This is a genomic window from Chitinophaga sp. CF418, assembly GCF_900142925.1.
Classification (GTDB): Bacteria; Bacteroidota; Bacteroidia; order Chitinophagales; family Chitinophagaceae; genus Chitinophaga.
Window position 1 is genome coordinate 32,084 of the sequence record NZ_FRCN01000018.1, and the last position, 20,194, is coordinate 52,277.

A 20,194-nucleotide genomic window follows, 5' to 3' on the forward strand; every position below is an offset into this window, starting at 1 on the left:
GTGTCTGTATATTAATGAGTTACGTAGTATGGGATAACCCTGGGTTATTGCTCATAACAAGAAGTGATGAGAATTGCGGGTCTATGGTAGGATTTGAGGGCCTACCGGGACGTTCGGATTGCTGGCTCCGGTTAACAATAAGATAACATTAAACCCGTTCCTTTGCGCTTTACCTGCTGATTATGTTTGTAATGCGTTTCTTTTTACTGCTGATACTAAGCGGGCTGTTGTCCGGTGGGCTGTTTGCGCAAAACGACAAACTGACCAGATTACAGTTGCCTGACCAGGATGATTACGAGCAGATAACGCCGGATTCTACATTCCTGGCTTTAAAAGATGCCTACAACCGGGCGGTGGAGAAGAAAGAGCCCCTGGCAGCTGCCAGATGTCTCGCCCGGATGGGACAGATCTGTTTCCACCTGGGGCATTTTCCCCAGGCGCTGGACTATCACCTGCAGGCCAGCGACATCTTCCGGAAAGAAGGCGCACAACAACAGCTGGCTGGTAATCTGAACGATATTGGGATGTTATATTATTATAACAAACAACCAGAACTATCCCGCCGGCAATATGAAGAAGCGCTCGCTATCTTCCACCAGCTGAACAACAATACAGGAGTAGCGTTGACTTATGGAAAGATCGGCCACCTATACGAAAAGCAACAACGATACGACAGCGCCTTTCTATACCAGCGCCGTGCTCTGGCGGCCTACCTCTCAGTAGATGATAAACCAGGCATGTCTAAGATCTATGAGAATATTGGCAGTATTTATGAAGACCTCGCCCGGTATGATTCAGCATCTTTCTATTTCAACAGGGCCCTGGATCTGAGTATGCAGGGTGAGGATAAGATCGCCCGGATTGAGATCCTGAACAACCTGGGGGATGTGTGTCGTAAGACCGGGCAGTACGCTGAAGCCCTGGTCCAAACCCGCAGAGCTCTGCTGCTGGCGCTGGCGCTGCATGAACAGCGGCAACTAAGCGGTGCTTACCGTGATCTTGCTAAAGCGCATCACCTGGCAGGGAATAATGACAGTGCCTTTTATTATCTCGAGCTTGGCCGGCAATACCTGCTTGGGACATACTCTGATGAGAACAGCAAACAGGTGGCGTTGCTACAGACGGTCTATGACATTGAAAAGAAGAACAACGAGATAGAGCGCTTGCAGAACGCTCGCAAGACGAACCGGATTATTACTGCTGCCATCGTGATTGTTATCCTGTTATTAGTTGCTATGGGTGTTCTGATCATTAGTCGCCAGCGCCTGAAGCTGCGTAATGAGCAGATACTCCGGCATCAGCACCGCCAGATATTTGAAACCGAGAAGGAACTGATGGAGGCGGCTTTGCAAAATAAGCAGTTGCAGGAGGGAAAGCTGAAAGAAGAATTAGAGGTTCGTTCCAGGGAACTGACCACACATACCTTGCATCTTATTCAGAAAAACCAGTTGCTGGAAGAGCTGCGTGTCAGGCTGGATGAAATGGTAAAGGATGATAAACGTGATCAGAAGAAACAGCTGAAGCAACTGCTGGGACAGATTAATCATAGTTTCAATCATGACCAGTACTGGGTCGATTTCCGGAATATCTTCGAGCAGGTGCATCAGGCTTTCTTTGACAACCTGAAAAAGTATTGTGATACGCTTACTTCTAATGACCTCCGCTTAGTTGCGCTCCTGAAAATGAATATGGAATCTAATGATATAGCCACCTTGCTGGGGATTTCACAGGATAGTTTGCGTGTGGTGCGATATCGGCTTCGGAAGAAGCTGAATCTTCAGCAGGGGGAGAGTTTGACTGCGTTTATTCAGAGTTTGTAAGTTATTGATATACTGGTAAATAGATTGTGTAGAATGACTCTGTCAACTATGCGTTTGACTAAGTCAGATATTAAAATATCAGGTTATATCTTTTGAATGAGGCTAAAACCAGGACTAAATGGCGCCGGTTGATCTTGCATATGACAAGCATACAACTTCGTTTCTCCTATGTCCAACTTACGTTCATCTTACGTTCAAAGACCTAGGATGAACGTAAGATGGACATAGGAGAAACGAAGCTTGTACCTGCTTATATGCAGGATTCAACGAGCGCACCAACATGAGGAGAACAACTAACCAGCAATCACTTAACATTCCCTTAATGTTACGGTAATATTTTCTTAACTGACATTCTGTTACGTCAATCACTATTGATAATCATATTGTTATCTGCTATTTGTTTCACATGTTGCCTTGCTGTTCACGCCCATTGTAACGATGTATCCTTTTTGTATACCCCCTTAATTTGGCCTCAGCAACTCCCCAATGCACCTTTGCTGAACAAACGGATTAACTCTCAACCAATATGCGAACACTGTTATTCACTGTATTATTTTCCTGTTTAAGCATCCTGGGCTTCGGACAGGCTCCCGGACTGGTGACCGGAAACATCGTGGACAAAAATCAGCAATTATCGCTGCCGGGTGCGACACTTAAATTAAAACCCGGCAACCATTACACTGTCTCCAATCAACAGGGTAAGTTCGAATTCCTGAGTGTACCCGCTGGTACTTATACCCTGGAAGTAACTTACATCGGTTACCAGACCTTCACTCAGGAGGTGACCGTTGCGCCAGGTAAAGCAACTGACCTGAAGCTGAAGATGGAAGCCGGCGGCGTAGCCGGAAAAGAAGTGCTGGTAATCGGAGACCGCCTCCGCGGACAAGCAAAAGCCCTGAACCAGCAGCGGAACAATCCTAATATTACCAATATCGTATCGGCTGATCAGATTGGTCGTTTTCCGGATGCGAACGTGGGAGACGCGATCAAGCGTATACCTGGCATCACTATGCAGAACGATCAGGGTGAAGCCCGTAATATTATTATCCGCGGCCTGGCCCCTGAGCTGAACTCCGTAAGCCTGAACGGTGACCGCATCCCTTCTGCAGAAGGGGACAACCGTCGTGTACAGATGGACCTCATCCCTTCAGACATGGTGCAGACCATCGAGGTGAATAAAACCCTGACACCCGATATGGATGCAGATGCTATCGGCGGATCTGTAAACCTGGTAACACGTGCCGCTCCGAATGGTCCTCGTGTTTCCGCTACCCTCTCTGGTGGAGTGAACCCTATCCGTAATAAAGCATTGTATACCGGCAGCCTGGTACTTGCGAACCGTTTCTTTGATAGCAAACTGGGAGCGGTACTGAGTGCTTCCTATAATAATAATGACTATGGTTCCGATGATATGGAGGCTACCTGGAGCAAAGACGATTTCGGACATATCTATACTTCTGAATCAGAGGTACGTAAATATAATGTACAGCGTATCCGCAGGAGTGCATCTGCTGCATTGGATTATAAGATCAATGCAAAGAATACCCTCTATGCAAATGCCATGTACAACTGGCGCGATGACAGGGAAAACCGTTACCGCCTGCGTATTACAGATATAGAACCTGAGTACGATGATAATGACGCTATTACGGGATATGTGGGCTCCGTACGGCGCGAAACCAAAGGTGGTATCGACAACAGCCGTAACAAAAGCCGCAGGCTGGAAGATCAGCGTGTACAGAACTACTCCCTGCGTGGCGAACACCTGCTGGGTAGTAAAGTAGACCTGGATTGGTCGGCAAGCTTCTCTACCGCCAGCGAAGACAGACCTCATGAGCGTTATATTGAATACAGGGCTGATGATGGCCCGGTAAGCCTGGACCTGTCAGATACCCGCGTTCCCCTGGTGACTGCTAGCTCACTGACTGACCAGGATTTCGGTTTTAAATCACTGTCAGAGAATCATGACTATACCCGTGAAAATGAACTGGGCCTGAAACTGAACCTGCGTTTCCCTTTCAGCGTAATACCCGGCCAGAAAGGCCGTCTGCGTGTAGGTGGAAGACTGCGTCTGAAAGACAAGGAGCGGGTAAATAACTTCTTCGAATATGAGCCGATCACTGAATTCGGTAATCTGGCAGAGATCTCCAATATCAAGATCAGTGGGAAGGGATATCAGCCGGGCGAAAAATATACTCCTGGTACCTTCGTGATCAATACCTTCCTGGGCGGTCAGCAACTGGATGATGCTACCAAATTTGAAAAGAGCGATAACCCGGCTGAATACCTGGCCGTTAACTTCAATGCTAAGGAAAGGATCACCGCAGGATATATCCGCTGGGATCAGGACCTGACAAAACAGTTGTCAGTGATTGCCGGTGTGCGTATAGAGAATACACATATCGATTATGAAGGTAACATTGTAGCGGAAGAAGAAGACCTGGAAGGAACGCGTAAAGTAAAGAACAGTTATACCAATGTATTGCCTGGTATCACTTTCAAATACAACGTGAACAATGACCTGGTACTGCGTGCTGCTGTTACTACTTCTATTGCCCGTCCTAACTACTATGACATCGCTCCATATGTGAGCAGCGTCGCTGATGATGCAGAACTGAGCGCTGGTAATCCGGATCTGAAAGCTGCACGTGCGCTGAACTTTGACCTGATGGCAGAACAGTACTTTAAGTCAGTAGGTATCCTGTCGGGTGGTGTGTTCTATAAGAGCATCAGCGACTTTATCTACACTTACAGAGACAATGCTTATACTATGGAAAAATTCGCAGCAGATTATAAAGATGTAGCGACTAATCCTATTCCTGCAGGAGAAAAATGGACCTACAAACAGGCCCGTAATGGAGATAACGTAAAAGTATATGGGTTTGAAGTAGCCCTGCAACGTCAGCTGGATTTCCTGCCAGGCTTTCTGAAAGGCTTCGGTGTATATGTGAACTACACTTATACCAAATCTAAAGCAGATGGTATTTACAATGCTGATGGCGACAAACGTACTGACGTAACCTTGCCCGGAACAGCACCTCATATGTTTAACGCATCTCTTTCTTATGAAAGCAGCCGTTTCACTGCAAGATTGTCTGGTAACTATACCGCGTCTTACCTCGATGAACTGGGTGGCGATGATTTCGACGACCGCTTTTATGATAAGCAATTCTTCCTGGACCTGAATGCTTCCTTTAAGCTGACAAAACAGTTAAGGGTATTCGGTGAAGCAAATAATCTGACTAACCAGCCACTACGTTATTATCAGGGTATTTCTTCAAGAACGATGCAGGCAGAATACTATCGTCCGAGATATAACTTTGGTTTGAAGTTCGATTTGTAATCGTCAGTGGTTTGTTGTTTATAAAAGGATAAATACATGTTAAAAAATATATTGGCGCCTTTAAGTGGTCTGATGTTACTCGGGGCCTGTCAGGTAAATTCGGCAAAGACTGTAGCAAGGCAGGATGGCTTAAAGCCTGTGATCGTTACACAGGAAACAGGGCACGATACGGATGATCCTGCCATCTGGATCAATAAAGCAGATACCTTAAAAAGTCTGGTCATTGGTACTGATAAGGATAGTGAAGGTGGATTGTATGCTTTTGACCTGGAAGGAAAGATCGTCAACAAAGTATTGGGTTTAAAACGCCCGAATAATGTGGACATCGCTTATGGGTTCAAATTAAATGGTCAGCCGGTGGATATTGCCGTGCTGACAGAAAGAGAAACAAACAGCATTCGGGTGTTTCGTCTTCCTGACCTTACACCGCTGGATAATGGTGGTATACCTGTATTCCTGGGAGAGAAGGAAAGAGCGCCTATGGGCATAGCCCTGTATACTCGTCCTGAAGATGCCGCCATTTTTGCCGTAGTAGGTCGTAAAAATGGTCCTGCAGATGGTTATCTCTGGCAATACCGGTTGGTAGATGAAGGTGGTGTAGTGAAAGGCCGCCTTGTCCGCAAGTTTGGCGCTTATAGCGGTAAGAAGGAAATAGAGTCTATTGCAGTGGATAATAAGCTGGGATATATCTATTATTCTGATGAAACAGTTGGTGTACGCAAGTATGTAGCCGATCCTTCCAAATGGGATAACAGGGAGTTGGCGCTGTTTGCAAAGGAAGGGTTCGTTTCAGATCATGAAGGCATTTCTATTTATCCGGCTACCGATTCCACTGGTTATATACTGGTGTCCAATCAGCAGGATAACTCTTTTATGGTGTATAGAAGAGAGGGGGAGAATGGTCATGCGAATGAACATATCCTTGTCGCTGAAGTACCGGTATCTACATTAGAAAGCGATGGCTCAGATGTGACGGCAGTGCCGCTTGGGAATAAATTTTCAAAAGGATTGTTTGTTGCGATGAGTAATGGGAAGGTTTTTCATTATTATTCCTGGGAAGATATTGCCGGGAAGATGGAGAAGAAATAGATAGGGGGAAATATAAACGAAGAGCCGTCTCAACAAATTTGAGGCGGCTTTTATTTTGTTCATAATTTATCAATGTTCATGATTCATGAACAATCAGATTTTTTGAACAAAGATGCATTCGCCAGTTTAGGGTCGAAAGAATATCGTCTAAAAGAAAACGCCGCCTCAATCATGTTGAGACGGCGTTTTGGTTTATATACCTGGTGAGGGAATTAGAATTTGAAAGCGATGCTTCCGGTAATGCTTCTTGTCTTCTGAGGATTCATGGTAGAATAACCGATCCAGTAATGTTTATCCGTCAGGTTATCTACTTTGGCGCCAATGCGGAATTTATTAGTATCGTAAGAGATACTTGCATTCAGCACTGTGTATTCAGGCAGCGTAAAAATGCCGGTGGAAGCAGAATTAACTACTTTGGTTTCGCTGGCGTAGTTACCACCGAAGCCGAAGTTCAGACCACGTGTAGCGCTGATAGGCAGGTGATAGCTCAACCATAGGTTCGCAAGAACCGGAGATCCTGCTGTAGTCGGACGACGGCCTTCCACATCTGAAGATGACTTTTCATATTTGGAATCATTATACGCGAAGCCCGCTATGATGTTCAGTCCCTGGATTGGGTTCGCTATGATCTGCGCTTCAAATCCTTTACTGAGCTGTGTACCATCCTGGATACTGCGGAGTGGATGCTCAGGATCTGTACGTACGATATCTTTTACCTTGATGTCGTAGTAGCTGAATGTACCGGTCAGTCTGCCATCGAAGAGGTCCATTTTCACACCACCTTCAATCTGGTTAGCCTGTTCAGGCGTAAAAGCCTTTTGCTTGCTGGAATCGTATCCTGCTACGTTTTTGAAGCCGTTCTGATAGTTGCCGAATACGGAGAACTTATCTTTTATGATCTGGTAAACAATACCAAATTTCGGAGATAAAGCTGTCTGTGTATAACCATCGGCTCCTGTCTTACCTGAGGTATTATCATAAGTCCCCTTACGATCGAAATAATCGACACGTAATGCTGCCTGTACCGCCAGTTTGTCTGTGATGTTCAGTACATCAGATGCATAAGCACTGTAAGTATAAGCTTTGTAGATGACAGGATATGTAAAGGTGTAACCGCCATTCTGATAGATCTTGTCCATATTGGCGCGGTTGAAACCATTGTAATCGGAAACAACACCATGAGAAGGAACGATGTCATAAGTACCACCGGAGTAGTATTCATCTTCATTCAGGAAGAAGAAATCCAGACCGCCTACAAAGCGATTCCTCATTTTACCGATCCTGAAGTCGCCGCTGAAGTTCTGCTGTATTTCGGTTACTCCTACTTTGCTGTTATCGGTGAACTGATCATTACGGGAAATGGAGTCGCCAGGCAGCAGGTAGAAATAAGGGCCTGCGCCATCGGAGTAACTGTTAGTATTGGTAAAGATTGTCTGAGATGTCCACTGATCAGAGAGCTTATAGTTCATGGTAGCAAAGAAGTTCATATTCCTGGACTTCTGTATAAGATCTTCATTGAAGAAAGAGCGTTTATAGTCGATGTTCAGCTTATCGGCGCTCTGCGCACTCAACCTGGACATGTTCAGCCCCCATGGGAAGAAGAAGATGGTATTACCTGTTCCTTCTCCGCTATAGTATTCAGCATCGAACTGGAAAGAGAGTTTGTCATTTACTTTATAGGAAACGCTTGGCGCGAAAGCAATGGTTTTATTGAAACCATTGTCCTGCCAGCTGTTTTCGTAAGTGTATGCAGTATTGAGGCGCAGGGCTACTTTGCCGGTGGAGTCAAGGGGAGTGTTGATATCTGCCTGCAGACGATTGTAGGAAAAACTACCGCCGGCGTAGGTGATCTCTCCACCAAAATGATCATATGGCTTTTTTGTTACACGGTTGATCAGACCACCATAAGAAGTGAGTGTGCTACCGAAGAGTGTAGCGGAAGGGCCTTTGATCACCTCAAGTCTTTCCAGGTTGGCAGCATCGATCTTGGTAGCCACATTACCTGCTACACCATTGCGCAACTGGCTCTGTACAATAAAACCGCGGGAGCTGTAATAGGATCCGCCATCACCGCTACGGCCGGTAGATTCCCACAGCCTGGCAATACCAGTAGCATTCCTCATCGCATCATCTACAGAATATACCAGCTGGTTAGCCATCAGGTCTTTGGTGATCGTAGTATATACCTGCGGGTTTTCGATATTGGCCAGTGGCAGTTTGGATACATACTCACTACTGCGTTTCACCAGCTTATTCTGTGTACCGGTGATCACCACCTCGTTCAGTTCTTTGCGGGAGATATCCAGCTGAAAATCTGCAGTAACAATCTGTCCTGATGCTACCGTAATATCTTTTATAACGTTGCTGAAGCCTGGCTGGGAAATAACGATCTGGTAATTGCCTGCCGGAATACCCCGGAAAGTAAAGCTACCTGCCCCGTCAGTAGTGGTAGCATGGGTAGTGCCCTGGAGGACCACTGGCACATCTGCAGCTGGTTTCCCATCTGAAGTTATTACCTTCCCTTTTATGATACCGTTGTTGTCTTCATTAAAAGAAGCCGCATTGGCTGCGGTAAAGAAAGAGAGCAAAACGACAAAAAATAGTAAAGCTGCTCTTGTATAATGGCCTGTAAACTTCATCATAGTGTTTGCTGTAGTTGAAAATCAGGCGCAAATTTGACGTAGTCAGCTTTACTTGTGATGTCGCATCGGGAAAAGTTTTTACTCAAAAGGGAAAAATTACCTGTTGTTACCTGCCTGCTTCCTGGAGGAAGTCTTTGATACCCTGCACGATCTTGTCTGCCAGTACCAGCCGGAAGTTCTCATCCAGTATCCGGATCTCGTCTTCCGGGTAGCTGAGGAAAAGTGTTTCTATGAGGGCTGTTGGCATCTCTGTGGGCATGTTCAGTATGAAGTTGAAATTGGCGTTGTTTTTAAAGTCCGCCAGTCCCGTTTCGAGGAGCCGGTTGTGAAGGTTCCGGTTCAGTGGTTCACAGAAGGGATATTTGTAGTAGTTGGCGGTGCCTTTCACATCTACCGGGTTGATGGATGAATTCATGTGAATGCTCAGTAGCAGGTCGGGCGCCAGCTGGCGATAGTTATACAAACGGTCCTGGTTGTCGACAAATACATCGCTTACCCTTGTGGTAATGACGTGGGCGCCTTCTTTCTCGAGGGCTACCTTTACCAGCATGGCCATGATCAGGGTCAACTGTTTTTCAGCTACGCCCATAGCGCCGGCAGTGCCAATATTACCACCTCCATGACCGGCATCTACCGCGATAGTCAGGTCTTTTAACTGAAGGCTGGCGGGCTGGTGTTTGATACGGATGGTGAGCCGGTTGCTATCGGTATAAAATATCTTATAGCCCCAGGGCTGGTTGTGTGTCAGTGAAACTGCTATGCGGAATACGTCTGGGCCAACCTGTTTCCAGTCTATCCGGCTGATTTCTCCGGTACTTTGCGTCTCCGGCAGAAAGCCCGGTTCTGATATAGCGCCGTGGATGTCTACGATGAGCTTACCTGGATTGATTTCCTGTGTGGAAAGATAAGGTAGTTTGTCGGCCAGCCCCACGGAGATATAGTCGAATTGTTTATCACTCCATACCCGGGCCTCATTCACAATGCTCTGGGGAGCAGGTTCTGTTTCGGTCATCGTATCTACCAGGCTTTCCGGAATATAGGCAAACTGGTTGGCGCTGAGTTTTACCCGATAGTGACTGCCTTCCCTGCCAGTCACATGCAGCCGTACATCCCCATCCAGGTAGCCCATTTTTTCAGGGCCTAACCTGTCTCCCTCGGGGGAGATGGTCAGGTAGGTCTGGTCGTCAATGGTGCGGGCTGTCAGTTGTGTACTGCGTTGAAAGGTATAACGGAATGTGCCGGGCAATACCGCTGTTTGTCCCTTATATTTCAGGTATACATTGATCTTGCCATCCAGCAGGGAATCTTCCTCTGTCAGCACATAATACCCCTGGTAGAAGCCTGCGATCCCACTGGTCTGTGCGGCGGGTAGTTCCGGGATAGGTGTACCGTCAAACCAGCTGGCCTGTCCTCCGGGATAGCCCTTCATACGTACCCGTAAGGTGTCGCCTACGGAAAGGGTCGTATTGGATTTAGGCGATATTGTTACATAGTCGATACGGAAAGAAGGTGTCACCCGCAATGGTGGTGGCGGATTATAGTAGAAATGGTAAGTGCGCGATACGAATTTCCCCAAGCTGTCCGTAGCCGAAAGCACCATCGTCGTTTTTCCTGGTTTCAGGTCACGCTTCAGCGCAAATACACCGTTGGGGTATACGTAAATGCTGTCATTGTTCAGCAATACCTTACAGCCCTCACACGTGCGGCCTGAGAAATATTGTCTGGCGCTGCTGGTATTGATCTCAGTCCTGAGTGGCTGTGCCATTTTCAGGAATGCCTGTGCATGCAGTTGTAGACCTGTATACGCTGTTTGTATCAGTATTAATAGTGCGAATCTCCTCATAGTCCCACGACAAAGTAAACAAAAAAAATGCCACCCGCTCTTACGGATGGCACTCGAAAATATTGAAAAATTGCGATGGCGAAGCTTACCAGGCGTATTTATTTTCTGCGATCAGTTTATCAGCGATGCGTCTGCGTGCATCCCTGGTGTTAAAAGGTGCGGTTTTGGTGAAGCGTTTGATACCGAGTAGCATCATACGTTGATCATCACCGCTGGCGAATGAATTGATAGCATCTTTAGCGTACTTGTTGATACGGTCAGCAGTATCGTTGATATAAGTACGAACAATATCTGCCTGAATAGCATTGGCACTTTCACCTTCCAGTTCTATTCTTTTCAGCAGACGCAGGAGTGCACTTTCGGCGGTGAATGTTTCGATGGCCATATCAGCAATGTTCATGAGGATTTCCTGCTCGTTCTGCAGTTCCTGCATCAGTTTCTGAACAGCGCCACCTGCCACCAGCAGAATAGCTTTCTTGAAGTTGCCGACAGCTTTTTTCTCAGCGCTGAAAGGTGTTTCGTCGTCATTGCCGAAATCAGGAATACTCATCAGCTCTTTCATCACATTCATGGCAGGCGTCATGAGGTCCAGGCGGCCTTTCAATGCACGTTTCAGTGTCATATCCAGGGCCAGCAGACGGTTGATCTCATTGGTACCTTCAAATATGCGGTTGATGCGGCTGTCGCGGTAAGATTTGGAGATAACGTATTCATCACTGAAGCCATTCCCACCATGTATCTGTACGCCTTCATCCACGGAGAAATCCAGTGCTTCAGAACCGTTCACTTTCAGGATGGCGCATTCCACGGCATATTCCTCTGCAGCGCCCAGCAGGGCTTCTGCAAATGGTTTGCCGGCTGCAACCAGTTCTTTTTCTTTTTCGTCAATGAGCTGGGCGGTGCGGTACAGGGCTGATTCACATACCCAGTTCCGGATCACCATTTCACCCAGTTTATGTTTGATAGCGCCGAAATTGGCGATAGGTTGTTTGAACTGTTCGCGGGTATTGGCATACTGTACCGTGATGGTGGTGACGGCCTTCGCTGCACCAATAGCGGCTGCACACAGTTTCAGACGGCCAATGTTGAGGATGTTGAAGGCAATGAGATGACCTTTGCCGATCTCTCCCAGCACATTTTCCACAGGTACTTTGGCATCCTGGAAATAGATCTGCCTGGTGGAGGATCCTTTGATCCCCATTTTATGCTCTTCCGCTCCCAGTGTGAAGCCCGGAGTGTCTTTATCTACGATGAACGCGGTGAAATGTTCACCGTCAATTTTGGCGAATACAGTAAATACATCCGCAAAACCGGAATTGGTGATCCAGCATTTCTGCCCGTTCAGCAGGTAGAACTTGCCGTCGTCCGACAGTTTCGCAGTGGTTTTAGCGCTCAGCGCATCTGAACCGGAGTTTGGCTCCGTCAGCGCATAGGCGCCTTTCATTGCTCCACTGGCAAGGGAAGGGATGTATTTTTGTTTCTGTGCCTCTGTACCGAAGTACAGGATAGGTAAGGAACCGATACCGGTATGCGCGGCCATGGCAACGGAGAAAGAGTGGCCGGCGCCGAGTGCTTCATTGATCAGTGTAGCGGTAACAAAATCTTTTCCGAGTCCGCCGTATTCTTCCGGAAAAGCAGCGCCCAGCAGCCCCAGTTCACCTGCCTTGTTCAGCAGGGAGGGCATCAGGCCTTCTTCCAGTTTGTCAATACGGTCAAGTACCGGGGTAACTTCTTTGGTTACAAACTGCTCCGCCATTTCTCTGATCATACGTTGCTCTTCGTTGAAATCTTCGGGTGTAAAGACTTCGTTGGCAGGGGTTTCTTTAACGAGGAATTCCACGCCTTTCAGTGCGTGTTTGTTATCAACTGTAGCGTCCATCCTGAATTTTTTTGGTCCTATTGTAATTTACTTAGTTTAGGCCAAACGGCAAAAGTTGATACATTTGTGTCATGTCCTCCTTTTTTTTCCCATATCGGAAAAGCCTTTTCCATGCCGTCAGCGATGGAACAGGGGAGGAATTGCTCATCTGTTTGCATGGTTTTGGCGAAAATGCCGGCAGCTTTAGTCGCCTGCATTACATGCTGGGACAACATTTCACTATTGTAGCGCTGGATATGCCCCTGCACGGACTAACGGAGTGGAATGAAGAACGGGCATTCGAAATGGAAGACCTGAAAGCAGTAATATTACTCATTCTGGAGCATTACGGTTTTTCCACTTTTTCCCTGATGGGGTACAGTATGGGAGGCCGGGTGTCTTTATGCATTGTACAGCTGCTGGCAGAGAAGGTTGACCGTCTATACCTGCTGGCGCCGGATGGGCTGAAAGATAATGGCTGGCATATGTTTGCCACACAGACACGTACCGGCAATAAACTGTTCAAATACTGCACCTACCATCCGCAGTTGTTTTTCGGATTGCTGCACACCTGGCGCGGACTGCGTTTTATCAGCAGGGGACTGCACAAATTCACTTTCAACAGTATGAACACTTTAGAGAAGCGGGAACGGGTGTATTTCGTGTGGACCTGTATGGGTAAAATGATGCCGGACAGAAAGCTCTGCAAGCAGCTGTTGAAGAAGTATAAGATACAGACACTCCTGCTGTTCGGGAAGTATGACCGCGTCATACCTCCAGTGCTGGGCGTACGTTTTATGGATGGTAGCTTCCCTTGTGAAATGCTGGTACTGGAAAAGGGACATCACCTGATTGGTGACGATGCAGCAGAAGCTATTATAAACCATAGTTTTTAAGAAATTAACAACAACATACAATCATCTGCAGATACATGATTCTGCAGACTATCGTCTTGGCTATGTATATTATTCTATCGATCCTGTTCAGCTTAGGTCTTGTTTACGGTTATTTAATGTTTCGTTATGGACAGGGATGGAAAAGTTTGCCCGCTTTCAAACCTGTAAAACCAATAAGTGGCCATACGAAGGTGACGGTGATCATTCCCGCCAGAGATGAAGAAGCGAATCTGCCTCCGCTTTTGCAGGCATTAAAGGCGCAGACCTATCCCGCACATTTATTCGAGGTGATTGTGATCGATGATTTTTCTACGGATGCTACTGCAGATGTAGTAAGGAACTTTCCTGCATCCAATGTGCAGCTGTTACAGCTGAGTCAACATCTGAGCGCAGAACAGCGGTTGAACTCCTACAAAAAGAAAGCGATAGAAATAGCCGTAGAACGGGCTACCGGCCATATTATCATGACCACTGACGCTGATTGTGTAATGGGCCCTGAATGGATCACGCGGATGGTGCAATTCTATGAAACCTATCAACCGAAATTCATTGCCGCGCCGGTTAGTTTTTACCAGGAGCACAACTTCTTCAAAGTCTTGCAGTCACTGGATTTTATGACGATGCAGGGTATTACGGGCGCACTGGCAGCATTGAAGTCGGGTACTATGTGCAATGGCGCCAACCTGGCTTATGAACGTAAAGTGTTTTATGAAGTAGGTGGTTTTAAAGGAATAGACAATATTGCCTCCGGCGATGATATGTTGCTGATGTTCAAGATCTACCGCGCCTATCCCGCTGGTGTTTTGTACATGAAAAGCGAAGAGGCGATTGTACGCACATTGCCGGTAGATACGTTTAAAGCATTTATGCATCAGCGTATCCGCTGGTCTTCCAAAGCAGATAAATACGATGATAAACGACTGACCTCGGTGCTGGCGCTGGTATATTTCTGGAATGCAGGCATGCTGCTGGCCGGGATAGCGGCCCTGTTCCTACCGGCATGGCGGATATGGTTCGTTGGGTTGCTGATCTATAAGATCCTGGTGGAGTTTTATTTTATGGTACCCGTCGCGCGTTTCTTTGATAAAACCGCTTTATTATCAAGGTTTATTCCCGGACAGTTCTTCCATATTCCTTACATTGTAGTGGCAGGTTGGTTGGGTAAGTTTGGTTCTTACCAGTGGAAAGGACGAAAAGTCAAATAAACATAATGTCTGACAACAACAGCAGGTCCTCATTTGGCAGCAATGCCTGGAAAAGGTTGCGGCGTAATACAGGCGCTGTAGCGGGCATGTTGTTGATTATTGTGGCGGTGATTGTCAGTATACTGGCTTACCTGCTGGCGCCCGACGGTACACCCTATGCCAACAGGATGATGCTGGAGACCGGAGGACAAAAGCCGGGATTCCGCATTCATGTACTGGCCATGCAGCAGGAGCGGCAGGTGGGCCGGGTAGGCTTTTTCTCCCGGTTGATAAGTGGACAACCCGATACGGTTACCTATATCCCTGTCCGTAACTGGCGCTTTGCCGGCACCGACATTATCATCGCAAGATACCTGGATGAAGAAGAAACAGTGACAGAGCGGTATAGCCTGAGTAAAGTATTGTTTGCACAGGAAATAGCTCCTGGTGGCAGGTTAAAGCAATGGCAGCAGGAGATTACCACTAACAGGCTCAAAGAACGCAGCTACTGGCTGGGAACAGATAAATTCGGAAGGGATATTCTGAGTCGTCTGCTGGTAGGAACGAGGGTAAGCCTGAGTGTGGGTTGCATTGCGGTGATCATTTCCCTGACCATTGGTATTCTGCTGGGAGCAGTGGCCGGTTATTTCCGGGGAGTGACAGATGATATGATCATGTGGCTGGTGAATGTGATCTGGTCTGTGCCTACCTTACTACTGGTTTTTGCCATTACGCTGGCGCTGGGTAAGGGTTTCTGGCAGGTATTCATCGCTGTGGGACTGACCATGTGGGTGAATGTGGCCAGGATTATCCGGGGACAGGTACTGGCATTGCGGGAACTGCCTTTTATAGAAGCTACCAGGGCCCTGGGCTTTGGTCATACGCGTACGATATTCAGGCATATACTGCCCAATATCCTGGGACCGGTGATGGTGGTAGCTGCTGGTAATTTTGCCACCGCTATTGTGGTGGAGGCCGGTCTGAGTTTCCTGGGGGTAGGCGTGCAACCTCCACAGCCTTCCTGGGGCCTGATGATCAAGGAGAACTATAATTTTATCATTACTCACAATCCGATGTTAGCGTTAATCCCGGGATTGGCTATTATGGTGATGGTATTGGCCTTTAATCTGTTAGGAAACGGGCTGCGGGATGCCATGGATGTGCGGCAGTAAACACTTGGATCGCATTAAAAAAACGACTAATTTTACTCTTATCCATAATTCTTTACTATGCCTTTGAAATCATATCTTTTTACAACCTTAGCCCTTCTCGCACTCACATTTTCCGCCTGCAAAAAGAAAGGCGCTATTGAGCCTAAACCCGAAGAGGAAGGCCTGAAGGTGACCTTAGAAAATGTAACGGAAGGACAATATACCGCCTCCCCCGGCAGCAGCTATACATTCCAGGTGAAGATCAATTCTGTTATGCCAGCTGAAGGTGTAAACATAAAAGTGGACGCTATCACTGATCCGGGTGGTATCGTATTCCCCCAGAACCCGGTGGCGCCTTCCAAAGACAGTGTTATTAATGTCACCCTGGTGGGACTGGAAGCACCCCGTACTGTAAAGGTGACGATCACCATTACTTCCGCCGGTAACGAGAATAACACGATCACGAAGACTTTCTGGATCACAAATAAATCAGAATAATAAAGGTAAAATAGTATCACTTTGTGATATTGCCTTCAATCATATTTTAAAGCCAGATCCTTTATCAGTAAGGGTTTGGCTTTTTTTATGGGGGTAAGGGAGAACTGAGAGAGACCAGGCATAGAACAAGCAGAGAAGAAGCGACGAAGAAGCATTGAAGAAACAATAACATGGGAGACAGGCTTTTTTAATAGTATTTTAACCGTGTATTCTGCTAAATCATCCCCCGTAATTCTTATTTCTCCATAGCTTTGCATCTGCAGAATAAGCAGCTAAACTATGCGTATAGGAGTGAATGCCTCCTGTGTATTGCAGGATACGCCTGCGGATACAGGTAATATCATCAGCGATCTACTGGCAGGATTAAGCCGGTCACACCCGGAGCACCAATTCATTTTCTTTTTTGATCAGGCGCCGCCGGCAGCTTTGCAATGGCCGGAGAATGTAACGACAGTAGTGGTGCCGCGTAACGGGCATCGTAACTGGCAACAGTATCTGTGGCTGGAATGGAAGCTGGTCAGCGCCATCAAAAAGCAACAGCTGGACCTTTTCCTGGGGATGGATGGACAAATACCTTTACGCAGTAAGGTGCCTGCTCACCTGGTGATCGGTGATTTGGGCTTTCTGCATGGAGTAGCCGGTATTTCTGCATCCAGGCAACGGTTGTTGAAAAAGAACCTGGTCAGGTATATCGGACAGGCAAAAAAGGTGATTGTGCTGTCGCATACATTGGAGGGGGATGTATTGCAGTATGTTCCTGATGCAGCTGGCAAACTGCGTGTATTGCTGCCTGCTATTGACAGTAGTTATCAGCCTTTGCAATGGGAGGACCGGGAAGAAGTGAAGAGCACTTTTGCCGGTAGCGTGGAGTATTTTGTAGCAGTAGGCAGTATCCACCGAACGAATAACCTGATGCCACTGCTCAAGGCATTTTCTGCATTGAAGCGCAGGTTGCATTCCAATATGAAATTGTTGCTGGTGGGCTCGGAAACAGCAGAGGGAGCGGAAATTACCGGGTCTTTACCGTCCTATAAATACCGGAATGATGTTGTGTTGATACCGGATGCCGATCAGGCAACTCTGGCGGGGATAGTTGCCGGGGCTTATGCATTGGTGTATACAACCCGTTTTGCAGGAGTTGCCACGCCGGTGTATGCCGCTATGCAGTGCGATGTACCGGTCATTGCCCTGGAAAGCGCCGCTGCGAAGGAAGCAGGAGAAGATGCGGTATTGTATGCCGATCCGGAAAACCTGGAAGATCTGGCAGATAAAATGTGCCTGCTGTACAAAGACGAGGACCTGAGAAGCCGCTTGCTGGGTAAGATAAAGAAAGCGGGCCGGACTGGGGCGTTTGATGCACTGATTATAGATTAGCCAATTAATACTAAATTTGCGGTTCTTAAAAATTGGGAACAAACAATATCATGGAAAAGACATCTACTATACAAATTCAGGTGGGACTGGATAGCGACAGGATACCTGAGAAGATAGAGTGGAGGGCTACCGATAGCTCTGAATCAGATCGTTTCCAGCAGGCAAAAGCCATGCTGATCGCCTTTTGGGATGGTGGAGACAAAACCGCCCTGCGTATAGATTTATGGACGAAACAAATGATGGTGGATGAAATGGCTGATTTCTTTTTCCAGACATTAATGACCATGGCTGATACTTATCAGCGTGCTACGCCATACAAGGACCAGGCGGATGATCTCCGCGCTTTTGCTAAAGATTTCTACAAGAAATTCGAAGAAAAGCAGAAGCAGGAACAATAAGCCATAACCTTAAAACAACCACATATGTCATTAGAATTAAATGTTAACGCCGCTATCAAAGCAGCGATGCTGGCAAAAAAAGAAGCTGAACTGCGTGCCCTGCGCGCTATCAAAGCTGCTGTATTGCTGGCCAAAACAGCAGAAGGTGGTGGAGCAGAGCTGACTGAGGATGATGAAACAAAACTCCTGCAGAAGCTGGCTAAACAAAGGAAAGACTCCCTGGAGATATTCCGTAAACAGAATCGTGAAGACCTCGCCGTAAAAGAAGAAGAGGAACTGGTAGTAATTGAAAAATATCTGCCAAAACAGATGGATGAGGCGGAACTGAGAGCTGCTATTACTGAAATCATTGCTGCAACAGGCGCCAGTTCTCCTGCCGATATGGGTAAGGTAATGGGTGTAGCTACCAAACAATTGGCTGGCAAGGCCGATGGTAAGGCTATTTCCGGACTGGTAAAAGAGCTGTTGGCTAAATAATCTGCTACCGGATAACTGAACAGATGTTGCATCTGCCGGTTATCCGGTATCTCCCTTTTATCCTATTGAAATCATGGGCATAGATATAGTTTTCGCCATCCTGATCGTATTAGCCATATATAAAGGATACAGCCGGGGGTTTATCGTAGCCGTTTTCTCCTTTATTGCAGTCACCCTTGGACTCGCAGCCGCGTTGAAACTATCCACAGTGACTGCCCTGTATGCACAGGAGCACTGGGGGATTCATACCCGTTGGTTACCAGTATTAAGCTTTATTGCGCTTTTTGTAGGAGTGGTATTTGCCGTCAGGTTCGGGGCTACCCTTATCCAGAAGATGGTGGAGGCTGCAATGCTGGGCTGGTTAAACAAATTAGGTGGAATTATATTATATAGTGCTATCTTTATCACTGTTTACAGCGTCCTTTTATGGATCGCCAATCAACTGTACTGGTTAAGTCCGGAACTCAAGATGCAGTCGGTAGTCTATCCCTACATAGAACATCTGGGACCGGTAGTTATGAATTTATGGGGTAAAATAGTTCCTGTTTTTAAGGATATGTTTGAAAATCTACAGTCATTTTTTGACAACGCAGCGAAACAAATACAATCTACTTAGCTCGCTTCAAAGATTATTTGAATTAATAAAAAGAATTATTTTAGCGCAAAATTGACTTTCAAGCTTTGGCAATGGTTTACGAAATTAAAACACAGGGAAAGTTTAAATTTATTGAGGAAGGAGAGGGGGAGCCATTAGTACTGTTGCATGGGTTATTCGGTGCGATGAGCAACTTCGGTGGTTTGATTGAACATTTCCGTCAATATAACAAAGTGGTGGTTCCGCTTTTACCTCTGTTTGATCTGAATATACTGGATACATCTGTCTCTGGACTGGCAAAATACGTACATAAGTTTATCGAAACGATGGGATATACCAACGTGCACATCCTGGGTAATTCCCTGGGAGGGCACGTGGGCCTTGTATACCTGCTGAAACATCCTGAAGCGCCTGTTAAATCATTGATACTCACAGGTAGTTCAGGCCTTTTTGAGAATGGAATGGGAGAGACTTACCCTAAGCGGGGAGATTACGACTACATCCGTAAGAAAACAGAACTTACCTTCTACGATCCGGCAATGGCTACCAAAGAACTGGTAGACGAAGTGTTCGATATTACCACCAACCGCCTCAAGGTGATTAAGATCATCACCCTGGCAAAATCCGCTATTCGCCACAACCTGGGCGAAGAACTGCGTGATATTAAAATACCTACGCTGCTTGTTTGGGGACTAAATGATACTGTTACGCCACCAATGGTAGGCGAGGAGTTCAAGAAGCTCATACCTAATTCGGAACTGCATTTCATTGATAAGTGCGGCCATGCACCGATGATGGAGCGGCCGGAAGAATTTAACAAAATCCTGCATCCTTTTCTTGACAAGTTGAAACAGCAATAAAAGGCCGGATAACTATACAACAGACGTTATAAACCTTGGCGAATAAAGATTTTAGAGAGGCTGTTTCCGTAACGGAGGCAGCCTCTTTGTTTGATAAAAAGATTCCCGGTCTCTCATGTAACAAACCATAATATACCGGCGTTTCGTATATATAAACAGTGTACCC

At 46.7% G+C, this 20,194-nt stretch carries 15 protein-coding genes; 12 read left to right on the plus strand and 3 right to left on the minus strand.

What is annotated here, in order from left to right; genetic code table 11:
* Positions 1 to 182: 182 nt before the first annotated feature.
* The 3 genes from F3I09_RS30790 (at position 183) to F3I09_RS30800 (ending at position 6,252) form a co-directional block, all read left to right on the plus strand.
* A complete protein-coding gene (locus tag F3I09_RS30790; RefSeq protein ID WP_149698896.1) occupies positions 183 to 1,820 on the plus strand; it encodes a tetratricopeptide repeat protein in 1,638 nt (545 codons plus the stop codon).
* A gap of 526 nt (positions 1,821 to 2,346) precedes the next feature.
* Positions 2,347 to 5,163 carry a TonB-dependent receptor gene (locus F3I09_RS30795; RefSeq protein WP_149698897.1) on the plus strand — a complete coding sequence of 939 codons (2,817 nt, stop codon included), beginning with the start codon at positions 2,347 to 2,349 and terminating at the stop codon, positions 5,161 to 5,163.
* Positions 5,164 to 5,199: 36 nt separating this feature from the next.
* Entirely contained in the window at positions 5,200 to 6,252 is a 1,053-nt protein-coding gene (locus tag F3I09_RS30800; RefSeq protein ID WP_149698898.1) for a phytase, read from the plus strand.
* Between the two features lie 212 nt (positions 6,253 to 6,464).
* Here the strand turns inward: F3I09_RS30800 and F3I09_RS30805 are convergent, their stop codons facing one another.
* From F3I09_RS30805 to F3I09_RS30815, 3 genes are all read right to left on the minus strand, one after another.
* Positions 6,465 to 8,894 (minus strand): TonB-dependent receptor, encoded by a 2,430-nt coding sequence (locus tag F3I09_RS30805; RefSeq protein ID WP_149698899.1) that lies wholly within the window; start codon positions 8,892 to 8,894, stop codon positions 6,465 to 6,467.
* Positions 8,895 to 9,000: 106 nt separating this feature from the next.
* Positions 9,001 to 10,737: an N-acetylmuramoyl-L-alanine amidase gene (locus tag F3I09_RS30810; RefSeq protein ID WP_149698900.1), complete on the minus strand. Its 1,737-nt coding sequence runs from the start codon at positions 10,735 to 10,737 to the stop codon at positions 9,001 to 9,003.
* Between the two features lie 85 nt (positions 10,738 to 10,822).
* Positions 10,823 to 12,616: an acyl-CoA dehydrogenase family protein gene (locus F3I09_RS30815; RefSeq protein ID WP_149698901.1), complete on the minus strand. Its 1,794-nt coding sequence runs from the start codon at positions 12,614 to 12,616 to the stop codon at positions 10,823 to 10,825.
* Positions 12,617 to 12,687: 71 nt separating this feature from the next.
* Here F3I09_RS30815 and F3I09_RS30820 point away from each other — a divergent pair, with 71 nt between their 5' ends.
* The 9 genes from F3I09_RS30820 (at position 12,688) to F3I09_RS30860 (ending at position 20,028) form a co-directional block, all read left to right on the plus strand.
* Positions 12,688 to 13,491, plus strand: coding sequence for an alpha/beta fold hydrolase (locus F3I09_RS30820; RefSeq protein ID WP_149698902.1), 804 nt, complete (start codon positions 12,688 to 12,690; stop codon positions 13,489 to 13,491).
* A 62-nt stretch (positions 13,492 to 13,553) separates the two neighbouring features.
* A complete protein-coding gene (locus tag F3I09_RS30825) occupies positions 13,554 to 14,696 on the plus strand; it encodes a glycosyltransferase (RefSeq protein ID WP_188134024.1) in 1,143 nt (380 codons plus the stop codon).
* Positions 14,697 to 14,701: 5 nt separating this feature from the next.
* A complete protein-coding gene (locus F3I09_RS30830) occupies positions 14,702 to 15,847 on the plus strand; it encodes an ABC transporter permease (RefSeq protein ID WP_149698904.1) in 1,146 nt (381 codons plus the stop codon).
* A 57-nt stretch (positions 15,848 to 15,904) separates the two neighbouring features.
* A complete protein-coding gene (locus F3I09_RS30835) occupies positions 15,905 to 16,324 on the plus strand; it encodes a hypothetical protein (RefSeq protein WP_149698905.1) in 420 nt (139 codons plus the stop codon).
* 279 nt (positions 16,325 to 16,603) lie between these two features.
* Positions 16,604 to 17,698, plus strand: a complete 1,095-nt coding sequence (locus tag F3I09_RS30840) for a glycosyltransferase (protein ID WP_149698906.1) — start codon at positions 16,604 to 16,606, stop codon at positions 17,696 to 17,698.
* A 50-nt stretch (positions 17,699 to 17,748) separates the two neighbouring features.
* Positions 17,749 to 18,096 (plus strand): gliding motility protein GldC, encoded by a 348-nt coding sequence (gldC, locus tag F3I09_RS30845; RefSeq protein ID WP_149698907.1) that lies wholly within the window; start codon positions 17,749 to 17,751, stop codon positions 18,094 to 18,096.
* Positions 18,097 to 18,120: 24 nt separating this feature from the next.
* Entirely contained in the window at positions 18,121 to 18,573 is a 453-nt protein-coding gene (locus tag F3I09_RS30850) for a GatB/YqeY domain-containing protein (protein WP_149698908.1), read from the plus strand.
* A 73-nt stretch (positions 18,574 to 18,646) separates the two neighbouring features.
* Positions 18,647 to 19,189, plus strand: a complete 543-nt coding sequence (locus tag F3I09_RS30855) for a CvpA family protein (protein ID WP_149698909.1) — start codon at positions 18,647 to 18,649, stop codon at positions 19,187 to 19,189.
* Between the two features lie 71 nt (positions 19,190 to 19,260).
* Positions 19,261 to 20,028 (plus strand): alpha/beta fold hydrolase, encoded by a 768-nt coding sequence (locus F3I09_RS30860; protein ID WP_149698910.1) that lies wholly within the window; start codon positions 19,261 to 19,263, stop codon positions 20,026 to 20,028.
* The last annotated feature ends 166 nt before the right edge of the window (positions 20,029 to 20,194 follow it).

Excerpts from the sequence above, each read along its gene's own strand:
- F3I09_RS30790 (WP_149698896.1), top strand. The coding sequence starts at position 183 with ATGTTTGTAATGCGTTTCTTTTTACTGCTGATACTAAGCGGGCTGTTG.
- F3I09_RS30795 (WP_149698897.1), top strand. The coding sequence starts at position 2,347 with ATGCGAACACTGTTATTCACTGTATTATTTTCCTGTTTAAGCATCCTG.
- F3I09_RS30800 (WP_149698898.1), top strand. The coding sequence starts at position 5,200 with ATGTTAAAAAATATATTGGCGCCTTTAAGTGGTCTGATGTTACTCGGG.
- F3I09_RS30805 (WP_149698899.1), bottom strand. The coding sequence starts at position 8,894 with ATGATGAAGTTTACAGGCCATTATACAAGAGCAGCTTTACTATTTTTT.
- F3I09_RS30810 (WP_149698900.1), bottom strand. The coding sequence starts at position 10,737 with ATGAGGAGATTCGCACTATTAATACTGATACAAACAGCGTATACAGGT.
- F3I09_RS30815 (WP_149698901.1), bottom strand. The coding sequence starts at position 12,616 with ATGGACGCTACAGTTGATAACAAACACGCACTGAAAGGCGTGGAATTC.
- F3I09_RS30820 (WP_149698902.1), top strand. The coding sequence starts at position 12,688 with ATGTCCTCCTTTTTTTTCCCATATCGGAAAAGCCTTTTCCATGCCGTC.
- F3I09_RS30825 (WP_188134024.1), top strand. The coding sequence starts at position 13,554 with ATGTATATTATTCTATCGATCCTGTTCAGCTTAGGTCTTGTTTACGGT.
- F3I09_RS30830 (WP_149698904.1), top strand. The coding sequence starts at position 14,702 with ATGTCTGACAACAACAGCAGGTCCTCATTTGGCAGCAATGCCTGGAAA.
- F3I09_RS30835 (WP_149698905.1), top strand. The coding sequence starts at position 15,905 with ATGCCTTTGAAATCATATCTTTTTACAACCTTAGCCCTTCTCGCACTC.
- F3I09_RS30840 (WP_149698906.1), top strand. The coding sequence starts at position 16,604 with ATGCGTATAGGAGTGAATGCCTCCTGTGTATTGCAGGATACGCCTGCG.
- gldC (WP_149698907.1), top strand. The coding sequence starts at position 17,749 with ATGGAAAAGACATCTACTATACAAATTCAGGTGGGACTGGATAGCGAC.
- F3I09_RS30850 (WP_149698908.1), top strand. The coding sequence starts at position 18,121 with ATGTCATTAGAATTAAATGTTAACGCCGCTATCAAAGCAGCGATGCTG.
- F3I09_RS30855 (WP_149698909.1), top strand. The coding sequence starts at position 18,647 with ATGGGCATAGATATAGTTTTCGCCATCCTGATCGTATTAGCCATATAT.
- F3I09_RS30860 (WP_149698910.1), top strand. The coding sequence starts at position 19,261 with ATGGTTTACGAAATTAAAACACAGGGAAAGTTTAAATTTATTGAGGAA.